Origin of the sequence: Sphingomonas sp., assembly GCF_036402235.1 — a bacterium.
In the GTDB taxonomy this organism is placed as follows: domain Bacteria; phylum Pseudomonadota; class Alphaproteobacteria; order Sphingomonadales; family Sphingomonadaceae; genus Sphingomonas.
This window is the reverse complement of the sequence record NZ_DASWTG010000060.1, coordinates 40,680-54,280: the sequence shown is the minus strand read 5'-3', so window position 1 is coordinate 54,280 and position 13,601 is coordinate 40,680. Positions and strand designations below refer to the sequence as shown.

General features: G+C 66.5%; 13 protein-coding genes. 8 read left to right on the top strand and 5 right to left on the bottom strand.

Translation table 11 applies throughout. The features are described 5' to 3' along the window. Positions 1-19: 19 nt before the first annotated feature. The 3 genes from VGD28_RS12905 to VGD28_RS12895 all read right to left on the bottom strand — a co-directional run bounded on the left by VGD28_RS12905 (position 20) and on the right by VGD28_RS12895 (position 1,828). Entirely contained in the window at positions 20-256 is a 237-nt protein-coding gene (locus VGD28_RS12905) for a hypothetical protein (protein ID WP_331028751.1), read from the bottom strand. An 85-nt stretch (positions 257-341) separates the two neighbouring features. Then, positions 342-659: a hypothetical protein gene (locus VGD28_RS12900; RefSeq protein ID WP_331028750.1), complete on the bottom strand. Its 318-nt coding sequence runs from the start codon at positions 657-659 to the stop codon at positions 342-344. A gap of 230 nt (positions 660-889) precedes the next feature. Next, positions 890-1,828, bottom strand: coding sequence for a homocysteine S-methyltransferase family protein (locus tag VGD28_RS12895; protein WP_331028749.1), 939 nt, complete (start codon positions 1,826-1,828; stop codon positions 890-892). Between the two features lie 191 nt (positions 1,829-2,019). On the opposite strand from VGD28_RS12895, the gene VGD28_RS12890 reads away from it, so the two are divergent. Continuing rightward, positions 2,020-3,102 carry a glycoside hydrolase family 43 protein gene (locus VGD28_RS12890; RefSeq protein ID WP_331028748.1) on the top strand — a complete coding sequence of 361 codons (1,083 nt, stop codon included), beginning with the start codon at positions 2,020-2,022 and terminating at the stop codon, positions 3,100-3,102. Positions 3,103-3,335: 233 nt separating this feature from the next. Next, positions 3,336-4,469 carry an endo-1,4-beta-xylanase gene (locus VGD28_RS12885; protein ID WP_331028747.1) on the top strand — a complete coding sequence of 378 codons (1,134 nt, stop codon included), beginning with the start codon at positions 3,336-3,338 and terminating at the stop codon, positions 4,467-4,469. A 240-nt stretch (positions 4,470-4,709) separates the two neighbouring features. Here the strand turns inward: VGD28_RS12885 and VGD28_RS12880 are convergent, their stop codons facing one another. Next, on the bottom strand, positions 4,710-5,633 hold the full coding sequence (locus VGD28_RS12880; protein ID WP_331028746.1) for a Gfo/Idh/MocA family oxidoreductase: 924 nt from the start codon (positions 5,631-5,633) through the stop codon (positions 4,710-4,712). A gap of 99 nt (positions 5,634-5,732) precedes the next feature. Here VGD28_RS12880 and VGD28_RS12875 point away from each other — a divergent pair, with 99 nt between their 5' ends. From VGD28_RS12875 to VGD28_RS12865, 3 genes are read left to right on the top strand one after another with little or no spacing between them, the layout of a single operon-like run. After that, positions 5,733-7,547, top strand: coding sequence for an IlvD/Edd family dehydratase (locus tag VGD28_RS12875; protein WP_331028782.1), 1,815 nt, complete (start codon positions 5,733-5,735; stop codon positions 7,545-7,547). Then, positions 7,547-8,401, top strand: a complete 855-nt coding sequence (locus VGD28_RS12870) for an SMP-30/gluconolactonase/LRE family protein (RefSeq protein ID WP_331028745.1) — start codon at positions 7,547-7,549, stop codon at positions 8,399-8,401. Before VGD28_RS12875 ends, VGD28_RS12870 begins: the two co-directional genes overlap by 1 nt. A gap of 15 nt (positions 8,402-8,416) precedes the next feature. After that, entirely contained in the window at positions 8,417-9,562 is a 1,146-nt protein-coding gene (locus VGD28_RS12865) for an aldose epimerase family protein (protein ID WP_331028744.1), read from the top strand. Positions 9,563-9,581: 19 nt separating this feature from the next. Here the strand turns inward: VGD28_RS12865 and VGD28_RS12860 are convergent, their stop codons facing one another. Beyond that, complete coding sequence (locus VGD28_RS12860) at positions 9,582-10,328, bottom strand: FadR/GntR family transcriptional regulator (RefSeq protein ID WP_331028743.1); 747 nt, start codon at positions 10,326-10,328, stop codon at positions 9,582-9,584. A gap of 146 nt (positions 10,329-10,474) precedes the next feature. Between VGD28_RS12860 and VGD28_RS12855 the strand changes: the two genes are divergently transcribed. Genes VGD28_RS12855 through VGD28_RS12845 form a run of 3 tightly spaced genes read left to right on the top strand, consistent with a single transcriptional unit; the run spans position 10,475 to position 13,598 of the window. Continuing rightward, positions 10,475-12,109 carry a sodium/sugar symporter gene (locus tag VGD28_RS12855; RefSeq protein WP_331028742.1) on the top strand — a complete coding sequence of 545 codons (1,635 nt, stop codon included), beginning with the start codon at positions 10,475-10,477 and terminating at the stop codon, positions 12,107-12,109. After that, positions 12,100-12,978, top strand: a complete 879-nt coding sequence (locus VGD28_RS12850) for a 2-dehydro-3-deoxygalactonokinase (protein WP_331028741.1) — start codon at positions 12,100-12,102, stop codon at positions 12,976-12,978. Before VGD28_RS12855 ends, VGD28_RS12850 begins: the two co-directional genes overlap by 10 nt. Beyond that, positions 12,975-13,598: a 2-dehydro-3-deoxy-6-phosphogalactonate aldolase gene (locus VGD28_RS12845; RefSeq protein WP_331028740.1), complete on the top strand. Its 624-nt coding sequence runs from the start codon at positions 12,975-12,977 to the stop codon at positions 13,596-13,598. The genes VGD28_RS12850 and VGD28_RS12845 overlap by 4 nt, the downstream gene beginning before the upstream one ends. Positions 13,599-13,601: the final 3 nt, after the last annotated feature.

Genomic DNA, 13,601 nt, shown 5'->3' with positions numbered 1-13,601 from the left:
TGCGAGGCCGACCGATTTCCTAAGTCTCGATCGTGACGACAACCAGATCCACAAGATCTTCGGCACGATCCGAGGTTACGTGCTCCCGGAAGATGCGAAAGCCATCTCCGTCGCGCTGGCGAAGCTTGCGGACCAGTGCTTGGAAGGACTCGAGGTCGCTGTCCTTTTCGCTCGCCGGGCTGAAGGAGGCGCTCCCCTCCGCTCGCTGAACAATGAAGTTGCCGCCGCTTTCAACGAGTTCATCGATATAGGACATTCCCCCTCCTTGCCGCCGATATTTGAATGCGTCCAGCACTCCACTGGCCACTTGATTAGCGAGAGACACGGTAGGGATCGGTCGATCAGGGTCGCTGCAATATGTTGATCGACACTTCGAATTCGTCGGGCTCGGCGTCCGGCGCCTCGCACGGGGTCATCGCGGCGGAGGCGTCGAACACGAGTTGGTCCTCGCGCCCGCTCGCAACCGGCCAAACCGCCACGACAGCGGATCGGATGCGCGCATTCGAATTCTCGAAGATATTCGTGAAATAGCTTGTGGCTGCGTCCTCCGGCGACGCGCAACCCGCGACGATTGATGGCTCCGTACCGGTGTACCCATCGAGGATGTCCGCAAAATAGTCCTTGTGCGTCCCCACCACCGCAAGGTTCCTCTGGCCCATCAGCTTCCCTCCGCTCCCATCGACCTTGCGCAGCCGACCTGTGCACGATGCTACGCCTTCGGGAGCGCCGCAACCGTGCCCGATCAGTCCAGAATGGACCAAAATTACGGTGATTACCCCGTGCTTACTTCTACCGAAAACGGGCTCACAGATTCAGGGTTTTGCCAATACTTCTTAGTTACTTACGTCAGATAAGCACTTAATGTGTGGTACTTCCGCTACCTGCGCGTCTAGGCGGCCCGCACCGCCCGCGCGATCTGCGTGACGTGACGCAGGTCGGCCCCGCAGCACGCGCCGAACACGTTGAGCCAGGGCAGGCGGGCGCGAAGCTGCGCGTAGAGCCGACCCAGCTCGTGCGGATCGCCGGCATCTAGCATCTCGGCCTCGTCGAGCTCGGCATGGCTGCGGCGCGAGGCGTTGGCGCGGATGCCGCGGATGCGGCGCGCCCAGTCCGCCTCGGCCAGCACACCCGCAAAATGGTCGGGATGCGCGCAATTGATCATGAAATAGGCGGCCCCTGCCCCGGTCTGCGCATCGACTTCGCGGATCGCGTCGGCCAGCGGCTGGCTGTTGGGAAGCCGTCCGTCGGTCTCGACGGTGAAGGAAATGACGACGGGCAGGTCGAGCATTGACGCGGCGCGAACCAGGCCGGCGGCCTCGGTCGCCTGATTGAAGGTAAGGCCGGTCACCATGTCGATCTCGCTCGCCGCGAGCCAGCCGAGCTGCTCGGCGTAATAGGCCGCGGAATCCTCGGCGCTGATCGTGCGTTCGGGGCGATAGGCGTCGCCGCACGGACCGATCACGCCGTTGAGGACGATCGGCCCGGCTCCCTCGAAACGAGCACGCAGACCGGCGGCGAGCGCCACGGCATCCTCGTTCGCCGCACGCAACTGAGCGCTGTCCTCGCCCAGATCGGCCGACCAGTGGCGGTGCGCCTTCCATGTCACCGTATCGAGGACGAACCCGGCGCCGGTGTCGCGGGCGAGATTCAGGAAGCCGGTGAAGTAGCGCTCCAACGCCGCCCTGCCATCGGCCTCGGGCAACAGCGTGTGCGCGGCGAACTCGCGGATCTCGATGCCGTGGTTGAAGATCAGATCGGTCTCCAGGCCCGCATCGGTCAGGAACAGACCGCCGTCGAGCTGCGGCAATGCGTGTCGGTATCGTGCCATTGGAACCCTCCCGCCGCGCCTCTCTCTACACGATTGCGCGGCAGGATGCGCGGCCCCTCTTCGAGGCCCGCTCATGGCATGCCCGATCATACCCTCCAAGGCTCGCCCAGGCTTATTCTTATTGATAAGACAATAAATACAATTCATATTAGAAGGCGTCGGCGGAATGCGAACTGGTTTCGGAGGGACGAATGCGGCCACACCACGAATCCGGTGCGAACGCGCCCCATGCCCGCCGCCCTGGCACGGCACTCGCATTGCTCGCGATTCTCGCCGCACCCGCCGCCGCGCAAGCGCCGGCATCCGGCGCGACGCCGCAGGCGACCTTCCGCAATCCCATCCTGGAATCCGGCCCCGATCCGTGGGTGATCGCGCATGACGGCATCTATTATTACACGCATACGCTGGGGACCCGGATCGCGCTGTGGCGGACCACGGACGTCACCGACCTCGCCCATGCCGAGCAGCGCATCGTCTGGACCCCGCCCAAGACCGGCGCCAACGCGCATTCGATCTGGGCGCCCGAGCTGCACCGCATCGGCGGCAAATGGTACATCTATTATTCGGCGACCGCGGCGGGCTTCAAGGATGATGCCCATCGCGCGGTCTTCGTGCTGGAGAACGGCGCGGCCAATCCGCTCGAGGGCGAGTGGATCGACCGCGGCCGCATCAACACCGCGCGCGCCGGGATCGACGGCACCGTCTTCGAGCAGGGCGGGACATGGTATTTCGCCTACTCCCCCTATATCGGCGCGGTGAGCGGGCTGGCGATCGCACGCATGGCCAATCCGTGGACGCTGATCGGCGGCGAGACGGTGATCGCACGCCCCGACAAGCCGTGGGAGGACCGCGGCGGGCGCCGGATCCTGGAAGGCCCGCAGTTCCTCAAGGGGCCGGCGGGCGACCTGTTCATGACCTATTCGGCCGGCGCCTGCTGGTCGGACGATTATGCGCTGGGGCTGCTCACGGCGAAGCGCGGCGGCGACCTGCTCGACGCTTCGACCTGGACCAAGCATCCCGAGCCGGTGCTCAGGAGCGGCAATGGCATCTATGCGACGGGCCATAACGGCTTCTTCACCTCGCCCGACGGACGCGAGCAGTGGATCGTCTATCACGCCAATCCCGCGGCCGGCATGGGCTGTACTGCCAAGCGCGCGCCGCACATGCAGAGGATCGAATGGAGCGCCGCGGGCACGCCGCGCTTCGGCCCGCCCGCGGCGCCGGCAACCCGGCTGAGGAAGCCATCGGGGACCCGAGGCAGCGCTGCGCGCTGACACGCAGGCCAAAGCTGTAGCGACTTAGAAGCTGGGCGGGGGTTTCTAAAAGATAAATCTGATAAATTACTTTCCCCTTGGCACGGGATGCGTTAGTTCAGTCCGGGAGCGCGCATTTCGCGGCGCTCGCACCGGAGAGGATCGATGCAGGCAACGGCCGGATCGCTGCACGACGCCGCATCGCCGCCCCCGGACCGGAATCGGGTTCAACCAGGGATCAGGACGATTTGCGCATGAAACATCTGCTGCTGCTTGCCGGCGCCGCTCTCGCCGGCCTTGCCGCGCTTCCCGCCGAGGCGCGCGACATGTGGACCAAGGAACAGGCCAATGGCTGGTATGCCAAGCAGCCCTGGATGGTCGGCGCCAACTACAACAACCGCAGCGCGATCAACCAGTTCGAGATGTGGCAGGCCGACACCTTCAACCCGAAGGAGATCGACCAGGAGCTCGGCTGGGCGGCCGGCATGGGCATGAACGTGATGCGCGTCTATCTCCACAACATGCTGTGGGAGGAGGACGCCGCGGGCCTCAAGCAGCGGATGGAGACGTTCCTGCAGATCGCGGACAAGCACAAGATCCGCATCATGTTCGTGCTGTTCGACAGCTGCTGGGATCCGAACCCGGTGTCGGGGCCGCAGCGCCCGCCGATCCCCGGCGTCCACAATTCGGGCTGGATGCAGGCGCCGGGCGCCGCGCGGCTCGCCGACAGGAGCCAGTACGACAAGCTCGAAGCCTATGTGAAGGACGTGGTCAGCCACTTCGCCAACGATAAGCGCATCGTCGTGTGGGACGTGTGGAACGAACCCAATAACGAAGGCGGCGGTGGCGGCGTGTACAAGCCGACGCCGCAGAAGAAGCAGCTGGTTGCGAGCCTGCTCGGGCAGGTGTTCGACTGGGCGCGCAGCGCCAACCCGACCCAGCCGCTCACCAGCGGGCTGTGGATCGGCGAGCATTGGGACCAGAACGACAAGCTCGACGCCGTCGAGAAGATCCAAGTCGCCCAGTCGGACGTGATGAGCTTCCACGACTATAGCTGGCCCGAGACGTTCGAGCGCCGTGCGAAACAGGTGCTGAGCTATGGCCGCCCGGTCTTCGCCACCGAATATATGGCGCGCGGCAACGGATCGACCTTCGACGGGTCGCTGCCGATCGGCAAGAAGTACAAGATCGCGATGATCAACTGGGGCTTCGTCGACGGCAAGTCGCAGACGCGGCTGCCATGGGACAGCTGGAAGAAGCCCTATACCCTCGAGGAACCGACCATCTGGTTCCACGAAGTGCTGCGCGCCGACGGCACGCCCTATCGCCAGGCCGAAGTCGACCTAATCAAGAAGCTGACGACCGAGGCCAACGGCCCGCGCCGTTGATCTACAAGCCGCCGCGGTGCCCCGGCGCCGCGGCAGCCGACCACCCGGGAGACGCCATGCGCCCCTCATCCCAAGCGTCGTTCACCCGGTGCTGCGCCGTTTCACGGCAGAAGCTGGCCGAACGGGCGGCTGTGGGCGAAGAAGCAGAGAGGCGCGAGCAGCTCCGCTTCGAGCGCATCTGCGCCCGCGAACTGCTCGGCGAGACCGACTAGAGTCGGATCAGTTGCGCTGAATCACGCTCTAGAACTCAAACGCCTCGACCACCCGGCGATCGGCAACGAGGAAGGCGTCCGCGACGAGCTGGATCGGCCGCAGATCGACGTCGGATTCGCCATTGCGGACCAGCCGCGCGAAATCGCGATAGAGCCGCGGATACTCCTGATCCGATCCGCTCAGCACCGTCCCGTCGGGCAGCTCCAGCCAGCCGCCGCCCTGCGTGAGGCGCAGCATCCCGGCATCGGTGTCGACCTCGATATGCCAGGTCTGCTCGCCGGTCTGGAGGAAATCGAACTTCGCGTCGACCTGCGCGGCGCCGCTGCGGAAGGTCACCGCGGCGGCGATCGGGCAGGCGCGGTTGGAGGGAACATCCATCGTCGCGGAAAGCACCGTGAGCGGCTGCGGGAGCATGCGGGTCGCGATCGACAGCGCGTTGATGCCGGGGTCGAACACGCCGAAGCCGCCCGCCGCCAGGATCCAGTCCTGCCCCGGATGCCATTGGCGGATATTCTCCATCCAGCGGATGCGCACCGCATCGATCCGCCGGTCTACCAGCCAGTCGCGCGCGGCATCGACTTCGGCCGCCTCGCGCGAGTGCCAGGTCGCGAACAGCGTCACCCCGGCCTCGCGCGCGGCCTGCGCCAGCGCCTCGGCTTCGGAAACGGTGGCGGCTGGCGGCTTTTCGAGCATCACATGCCGGCCCGCCGCGATCGCAGCCATCGCCTGTTCGAACCGCCCGTCGGGCGGGGTGCAGAGCGATACCGCGCTGATGTCCGGGCGCGCCGAGACCAGCTCCGCGATCGTGCCATAGCCATCGATGCCATCGACCCGGCCGTGCCGGCTCGCCGTCGCGGCAAGCTCGAAATCCTGGGATGCGGCCAGCGCCGGCAGATGCTGATCGCGCGCGATCTTCCCGATTCCGACCAGTCCCAGCTTGATCCTGTCCACGCCCTACCCCTTTTATACGATATATATGCTTCCTATCCGCGAAAATGCCTTCTATCAATGTGGAAACGACGCCCGGTGTGGCGGGAATTCGGAGTGACTATGGGCCGCCAGGGGGATCACGAGACAACGCCGGCAAATCGCAGCCTGCGGTCACGCGCCTGGTTCGACAACCCGGACAATCCGGATATGACAGCGTTGTACATCGAGCGTTACCTGAACTTCGGGATCAGCCTGGAAGAGCTTCAGTCGGGCCGGCCGATCATCGGCATCGCGCAGACAGGAAGCGATCTGGTGCCGTGCAACCGCCACCATCTGGAGCTGGCGAAGCGCGTGCGCGAGGGGATTCGCGACGCCGGCGGCATCGCGCTCGAATTCCCCACGCATCCGATCCAGGAGACCGGCAAGCGTCCGACCGCGGGGCTCGACCGCAACCTTTCCTATCTGAGCCTGGTCGAATCGATCTACGGCTATCCAATGGACGGCGTCGTCCTCACCATCGGCTGCGACAAGACCACCCCCGCCTGCCTGATGGCGGCGGCGACGGTGAACATCCCGGCGATCGCGCTGTCGGTCGGCCCGATGCTCAACGGCTGGTTCAAGGGCGAGCGCACCGGTTCCGGCACGATCGTGTGGAAGGCGCGCGCGATGCTCGCGGCGGGCGAGATCGACTATAAGGGATTCATTGAGCTGGTCGCCTCCTCCGCCCCTTCGACCGGCTGGTGCAACACGATGGGCACGGCGACGACGATGAACTCGCTGTGCGAGGCGCTGGGCATGTCTCTGCCGGGTTCCGCGGCGATCCCCGCACCCTATCGCGACCGTCAGGAGAATGCGTATCTGACCGGGCTGCAGATCGTCGAGATGGTCAAGGCCGACCGCAAGCCTTCCGACATCCTGACGCGCACTGCCTTCCTCAACGCGATCCGCGTCAACTCCGCGATCGGCGGATCGACCAACGCGCCGATCCATCTCAATGCGATCGCGCGCCATATCGGCGTCGAGCTGACGCTGGCCGACTGGGAGGAACATGGCGCGGACGTGCCGCTGATCGTCAATCTCCAGCCCGCCGGTAGCTATCTCGGCGAGGATTTCTATCGCGCCGGCGGCGTCCCCGCGGTGATGGGGCAGCTCCTCCGCGCCGGGCTGATCGAGGGTGATGCGCTCACCGCCAACGGTGCGACGGTCGCAGACAATATCAGTGCCGCGGATACGCTCGACAGCGACGTGATCCGCACACTTGATGCGCCGCTCAAGCCCGCCGCGGGCCTCACCGTGCTGTCGGGCAATCTGTTCGACAATGCGGTGATGAAATTGAGCGTGATCTCGGACGATTTCCGCGCGCGCTACCTCTCCAATCCCGACGACCCCGAGGCTTTCGAGGGGACGGCGATCGTGTTCGACGGGCCCGAGGACTATCATCACCGCATCGACGATCCAGCGCTCGGCGCGGACGAGCATTCGATCCTCATCATGCGCGGTGCCGGGCCGGTCGGCTATCCGGGCGGCGCGGAGGTCGTCAACATGCGCCCGCCCGCGGCGTTGATCCAGGCGGGCATCCACGCTCTGCCCTGCATCGGCGACGGGCGCCAGTCGGGCACCAGCGGATCCCCCTCGATCCTCAATGCCGCGCCCGAAGCGGCGGTGGGCGGCGGCCTCGCGCTCGCCCAGACGGGCGATCGCATCCGCATCGACCTCAGGCGGCGCAGCGCCGACCTGCTGGTCCCGGCGGAGGAGCTGGAGCGCCGCCGCGTGGCGCTGGGCCAGGCCCGCGACTATGTGCCGCAATCGCAGACGCCGTGGCAGGAGATCCATCGCGACCTGGTCGGCCAGTTCGACACCGGCGCCGTGCTGGAGAACGCCGTCAAATATCAGCGCATCGCCCAGACGCGCGGGCTGCCGCGTGACAGCCACTGATGGCGCTGCTGAGGGTGATCGAGCGCGACCGGCGCGACGTGCTGGGCGAAGGCCCGCTGTGGTCGGCGCGCGACGATGCGGTCTATTGGACGGACATTCTCGGTCACCGCATCAACCGGCTGTCGCTCGCCGGCGGCGCGGTCGAGAGTTGGCGAATGCCCGGCTATACCGGCTGGGTGATCGAGCGCGAGAGCGGCGGGTTCGTCGCCGGGATCGGACGTGAGGTCGCCGTGCTCGATCCGGACGGCACGATCATCGACCGGATCGCGCGGATCGAGCCCGACCGCGCCGGCAACCGCGTCAACGACGCCAAGGCCGATGCCGCCGGCCGGGTCTGGATGGGCACCATGCCCATCACTGCCGACAAACCCACGGGCGGCTTCTACCGCCTCGATCCCGAGGGCGCCGTGACGCTCGTCGACCACGGCTATAGCATCGCCAACGGTCCGGCGATCGGCGCCGACGGCCAGACCATCCTTCACACCGACAGCGGTCTCGGCATCATCTATCGCTTTCAGCTCGATGCTGCGGGAAATCCGGGCGAGCGAACCGAGTTCATCCGCTTCGAGCCGCACTGGGGCAAGCCCGACGGCATGACCTTCGACGCCGAGGGCGGGCTGTGGGTGGCGTGCTGGGGCGGCGGGTGTGTGATGCGCTTCACGCCCGAGGGCGAGCGCGACCGCATCATCGAGCTGCCCGCCAGCCAGATCAGCAGCTGCACCTTTGCAGGGCCGAACCTCGACCGGATGTTCGTGACCTCGGCGGCGGTGGATGTGGACGAGCCGCTCGGCGGCGCGTTATTCGAGGTCGACCCGGGCTGCCGCGGCCTGCCGACCCACCGGTATCGCGGTTAGGGAAGGATGAGAGAGATGCTGAAACACGTTGCAATCCTGGCCGTGGCAGTTTCCGCCTGCGCGCTCGCAGGCGCCGCCGAGGCCGCCACCGCCAAGCGCTCGAGCTTTGGCCGGATGCCCGACGGGCGCGATGTCGCCGCGGTGACGCTGAGCAACGGCCGCGGCGTCTCGGCCACCGTCATCGCCTATGGCGCATCGATCCAGTCGCTAGTGATGCCCGACCGTTCCGGCAAAAAGGCCGATATCGCGCTCGGCCACGAGAGCATGGACGGCTATCTCAAATTCCCCAACTTCATCGGCGCCACGGTCGGCCGCTTCGCCAACCGCATCGACGGCGGCCGCTTCACGCTGAACGGCCGGGCGTATCAGACGCCGCTCAACGACGGCACCAATTCGCTGCACGGCGGCACGGCAGGCTTCGACAAGGTGCTGTGGGACGTGGTGTCAATGAAGAATGGTCCCACCGCTTCGGTGACGCTGCGCTATGTCAGCCCTGACGGCGATCAGGGCTATCCCGGCACGCTCACCGTCGATGCCACCTATTCGCTCGACGAGGCCAACCGGCTGACGATCGAATATACCGCGACCACCGACAAGGAGACGATCGTCAACATCTCCAACCACGCCTATTGGAACCTCTCGGGCGAGGGTTCGTCCAACGGCGCGATGGGGCACATCGTCCATATCCCCGCCAAGACCTATACGCCGGTCGACGAGACGCTGATCCCGACTGGCGAGCTTCGCCCCGTCGCCGGCACCGTGTTCGACTTCAACACGCCGCGTGCGATCGGCGATCGCGTCCGCGACGCGCGCGATACGCAGATCGCCTATGGCCGCGGCTATGACCATAACTGGGTGATCGGCAGCAAGGTGACCGCGGACCAGCATCTGATGGCGCGCGTCTCCGATCCGGCATCGGGTCGCAGCTACGAGCTGTGGTCGAATCAGCCGGGCCTGCAATTCTATTCGGGCAATTTCCTCAACGGCACCTTCTCGGGCAAGGCGAAGAAGCTCTATCGCGGCGGCGACGCGATCGTGATGGAGCCGCAGATCTTCCCGGATGCGATCAACCAGAAGGGCTTCCCCGAGGCGCGCCTCAAGCCCGGCCAGACCTATCGCAACGTGATGTCGTATCGCTTCAGCACCGGCGCGCGGCGCTGAGGCAAAAGGGGCAAGGCGCTCAGCCGGGCGCCTTGCCGGTCTCGGCTTCGTCGATCAGATCGAGTACGTCACCGATAAGCGCGCGCATCGCGATGCGCGCGGCGTCGGGATCGCGGGCGAGGATCGCGTCGCGCACCGCGGCATGGTCGGCGACGCTGGCGCTGCGGCCCTTGATCCGGTTGGTGAAGCGGATCGACGTGCGCAGCGCGGTCGACACGACATCGCGGAACTGCGCATAGAACGGGTTCCCCGACCCCCGCAGGATCGCGACATGGAACGCGATATCCGCCTCCAGCGTATCGTCCATCCCCTGCTCGGCCGCCTTCATCCGGTCGAGCCCGTCCTTGATCCGCTGAAGATCGCCTTCTCCCGCAAAGCGCGCCGCGAGCGCCGCTGCCTCGGGCTCGATCGCCACGCGCAGCTGGTTGAACTGCTTGAGCAGCTCGACCGAGAATTGCCGCTCGAGCAGCCAGCGCAGCACATCGGTGTCGAACAGGTTCCACGACGCCGTCGGCTGCACCACCGTCCCCTGGCGCGGGCGTGCGCTGAGCAAGCCCTTGGCGGTGAGCATCTTGACCGCCTCGCGCGTCACCGAGCGGCTGACCCCGTGCTGCTTGGCGAGCTCCGCCTCGGTCGGAAAGGATTCCTGCTCGAAACGCCCGGTGACGATCGCCCGGCCGAGATTGTCGAGAAGGCCATAGGTCAGGTTGCGCCCCAGTTCAGGCCGCCCTTCATCGCGCGCCAGCGTTGATAGCCCGGTAGCCAAAAGAACCCGCCTTCCCCCTGTGTCGTCCGCCATTGAACGCCATGTGCTATGTTAAGCGGAACGATGCGCTAGACAAGACCAATTAATCAGATAAATGTACCACAGCGCCGCAGCACCGGGCCGCGCGCGCAGGAGGGGAACACGCGGTGACGAGCCTGTCGCAAATCGATCTGATCGTCGTGATCGTCTATGCCATCGGCATCTTCGGGCTTGCCCAGTGGGTCAGCCGCGAGAAGGCGGGTCATACCAAGGACACGTCCGACTATTTCCTCGCCTCCAAGGCGCTGCCCTGGTGGGCGATCGGCGCGTCGCTGATCGCGGCCAACATCTCGGCCGAGCAGATCGTCGGCATGTCGGGCTCGGGCTATGCGATCGGCCTTGCCATCGCCTCCTATGAGTGGATGGCCGCGCTCACGCTGCTGATCGTCGGCAAATGGTTCCTGCCGATCTTCCTCAAGAACGAAATCTACACCATGCCCCAGTTCCTGGAGCAACGGTTCGGGCCGACGATCCGCACCGTGATGGCGGTGTTCTGGCTGGCGCTCTACATCTTCGTCAACCTGACCTCGATCCTGTGGCTCGGCTCGATCGCGGTGACTCAGGTCGCCGGGGTCAATCAGGATGTCGCGCTGTTCGGACTCGGCGCCTTCGCGCTGGTCTATCAGTTGCGCGGGGGTCTCAAGGCCGTGGCGCTGACCGATATCGTCCAGGTCACGCTGCTGGTGCTCGGCGGCCTCGTCATCTCCTACCTCACGCTTAGCAAGATCGGCGGCGATGCGGGCGTGCTCGGCGGCTTCTCGCGCCTCACCACCGAATTGCCCGAGAAGTTCGACATGATCCTCTCGCCCGACAATCCCTTCTACAAGGACCTTCCGGGCCTCAGCGTGCTGATCGGCGGCATGTGGATCGCCAACCTCTCCTACTGGGGCTTCAACCAGTATATCATCCAGCGCGCGCTTGCCGCGAAGAGCCTGGGCGAGGCGCAGAAGGGTGTGGTGTTCGCCGCCTTCCTAAAGCTGCTGATGCCGGTGATCATCGTGCTGCCGGGCATCGCCGCAGTGATCCTTGCGCCCGACCTCGCCAAGCCCGACCAGGCTTATCCCACGATGATGGGGCTGCTGCCGGTCGGCCTGCTCGGCCTGGTGTTCGCAGCGCTGGTGGCGGCGATCATCGCCTCCACCGCGTCCAAGATCAATTCGATCGCGACGATCTTCACGCTCGATCTCTACGCCAAGGCGAAGCGCGTGCAGAACCGCGCGCAAGACGCCGGCGCCAATGCCGAGCTCACCACGGCGCACGAGAAGCAGCTGGTGCTGGTCGGCCGCATCACCGCAGTGGTGGCGACGCTGCTCGCGATCCTCACCGCGCGCCCGCTGCTCGGCAGCCTCGACCAGGCGTTCCAGTATATCCAGGAATTCTCGGGCTTCGTGACGCCGGGCATCACCGTCATCTTCCTGCTTGGCCTGTTCTGGCCGCGCGCGACCGAAATGGGCGCGCTGACCGGGGCGGTGGCGTCGGTCGTGCTGAGCTTCCTGTTCTGGTTCCCCGCCGACTGGGGCGGAATCGCCGCGCTCAACGCGGTGCCGTTCATGAACCGGATGGCAATGGTGTTCCTCATCAGCCTCGCGCTCGCGGTGGTCGTCTCGCTCGCCCGTCCGGCTCCCGCCCACAGCAATCGCATCACCATGCAGGGCGTGTCGTTCGGCACCAGCACCAGCTTCAACATCGCCGGCGTCGTGATCATCGCGATCCTGATCGCGCTGTACGCGACATGGTGGTGAGGCAAGGCGAGCCGTTCCTCGCGGTCGACTGGGGCACCACCAACCGCCGAGTCTACCGGATCGAGGGCGGCGCGGTGGTGCGCACCGAGCGCGACGATCGCGGTGTGACGGCGGTTCAGGATTTCGCCGGCGAAGCGGCCGCGATCCGCGAGCGCTTCGGCGACCTGCCGATGCTGCTTGCGGGGATGGTCGGATCGAATATCGGGTGGCAGCCGGCGCCCTATGTGCCGGCGCCAGCCGGAGTCGGTGAGCTTGCCGCAAGCCTGCTGCACCTCGACGAGCGCACCGCGATCGTGCCGGGCGTCTCGACGCTGGCCGATGGTCGCCCCGATGTGATGCGCGGCGAGGAGGTGCAGCTGCTCGGCGCGGTCGCGTCGGGACTGACGCCGGCCGACGCGCTGCTCGTCCAGCCGGGCACGCACTGCAAATGGGCACAGATGCGTGACGGCCGCATCGCCGGCTTCACCACCGCGATGACCGGCGAGCTGTTCGCGCTGCTGCGAGCCCACGGCCTGCTCGCCGCGCAACTCCAGGGCGCGGTGACGGCCAACGCCGCATTCCGCGAGGGCGTCGAGGCGGCGAAGCGCCGTGACCTTGCCGCGTCGCTGTTCGGGATCCGCGCGGCCAAGATGCTGGGCACGCGCGACGACGCCGATGCCGCCGCCTATGCCAGCGGGCTGCTGATCGGCAGCGACGTCGCCGTCCGGCTCGACGAGATGCCGGATGCCGAAGTGCTCATCCTCTCCGGCCCCGAGCTCGGCAATCTCTACATCACCGCGATCGAGGCCCATGGCCGATCGGCCGCCCTGATCGACAGCCACGCCGCCTTTGTGGCCGGCATCCTCGCAATCGGAGACGCAATCCCATGAGCCACGCCGCCTTCGACGCCGCCTTTGCCCGATGCCCGCTGATCGCGATCCTGCGCGGGGTGAGGCCCGATGAGGTGGAGGCGATCGGCGAGGCGCTGGTCGATGCGGGCTTCACGCTGATCGAGGTGCCGCTGAACTCCCCCGACCCGCTCGACAGCATCGCCCGGCTGGCAAAGCGGGTCGGCGACCGCGCGATTGTGGGCGCGGGCACCGTATTGCGCGAGGCGGATGTCGCCGCGGTCGCGGATGCGGGCGGCACGCTGATCATCTCCCCCAACGCCAATCCCGCCGTCATCGCGGCGAGCGCGACGCGCGGCCTCGTCTCGCTGCCCGGCATCGCCACGCCGACCGAGGCGTTCGCCGCGCTGGATGCCGGCGCGACGGCGCTGAAGCTGTTCCCCGCCGAAGCCGCCTCCCCTGCGGTGCTCAAGGCGATGCGCGCGGTGCTGCCCCCTGCGATCCGCGTGCTCCCCGTCGGCGGCATCGCGCCCGACACGATGCAGCCCTGGCGCGATGCCGGGGCACCGGGCTTCGGGCTTGGCTCGGCGCTCTACAAGCCGGGCTTCACAGCAGCGGAAGTCGGCGAACGCGCCGCGGCGTTCATCCGCGCGCTGGGCTGAGCC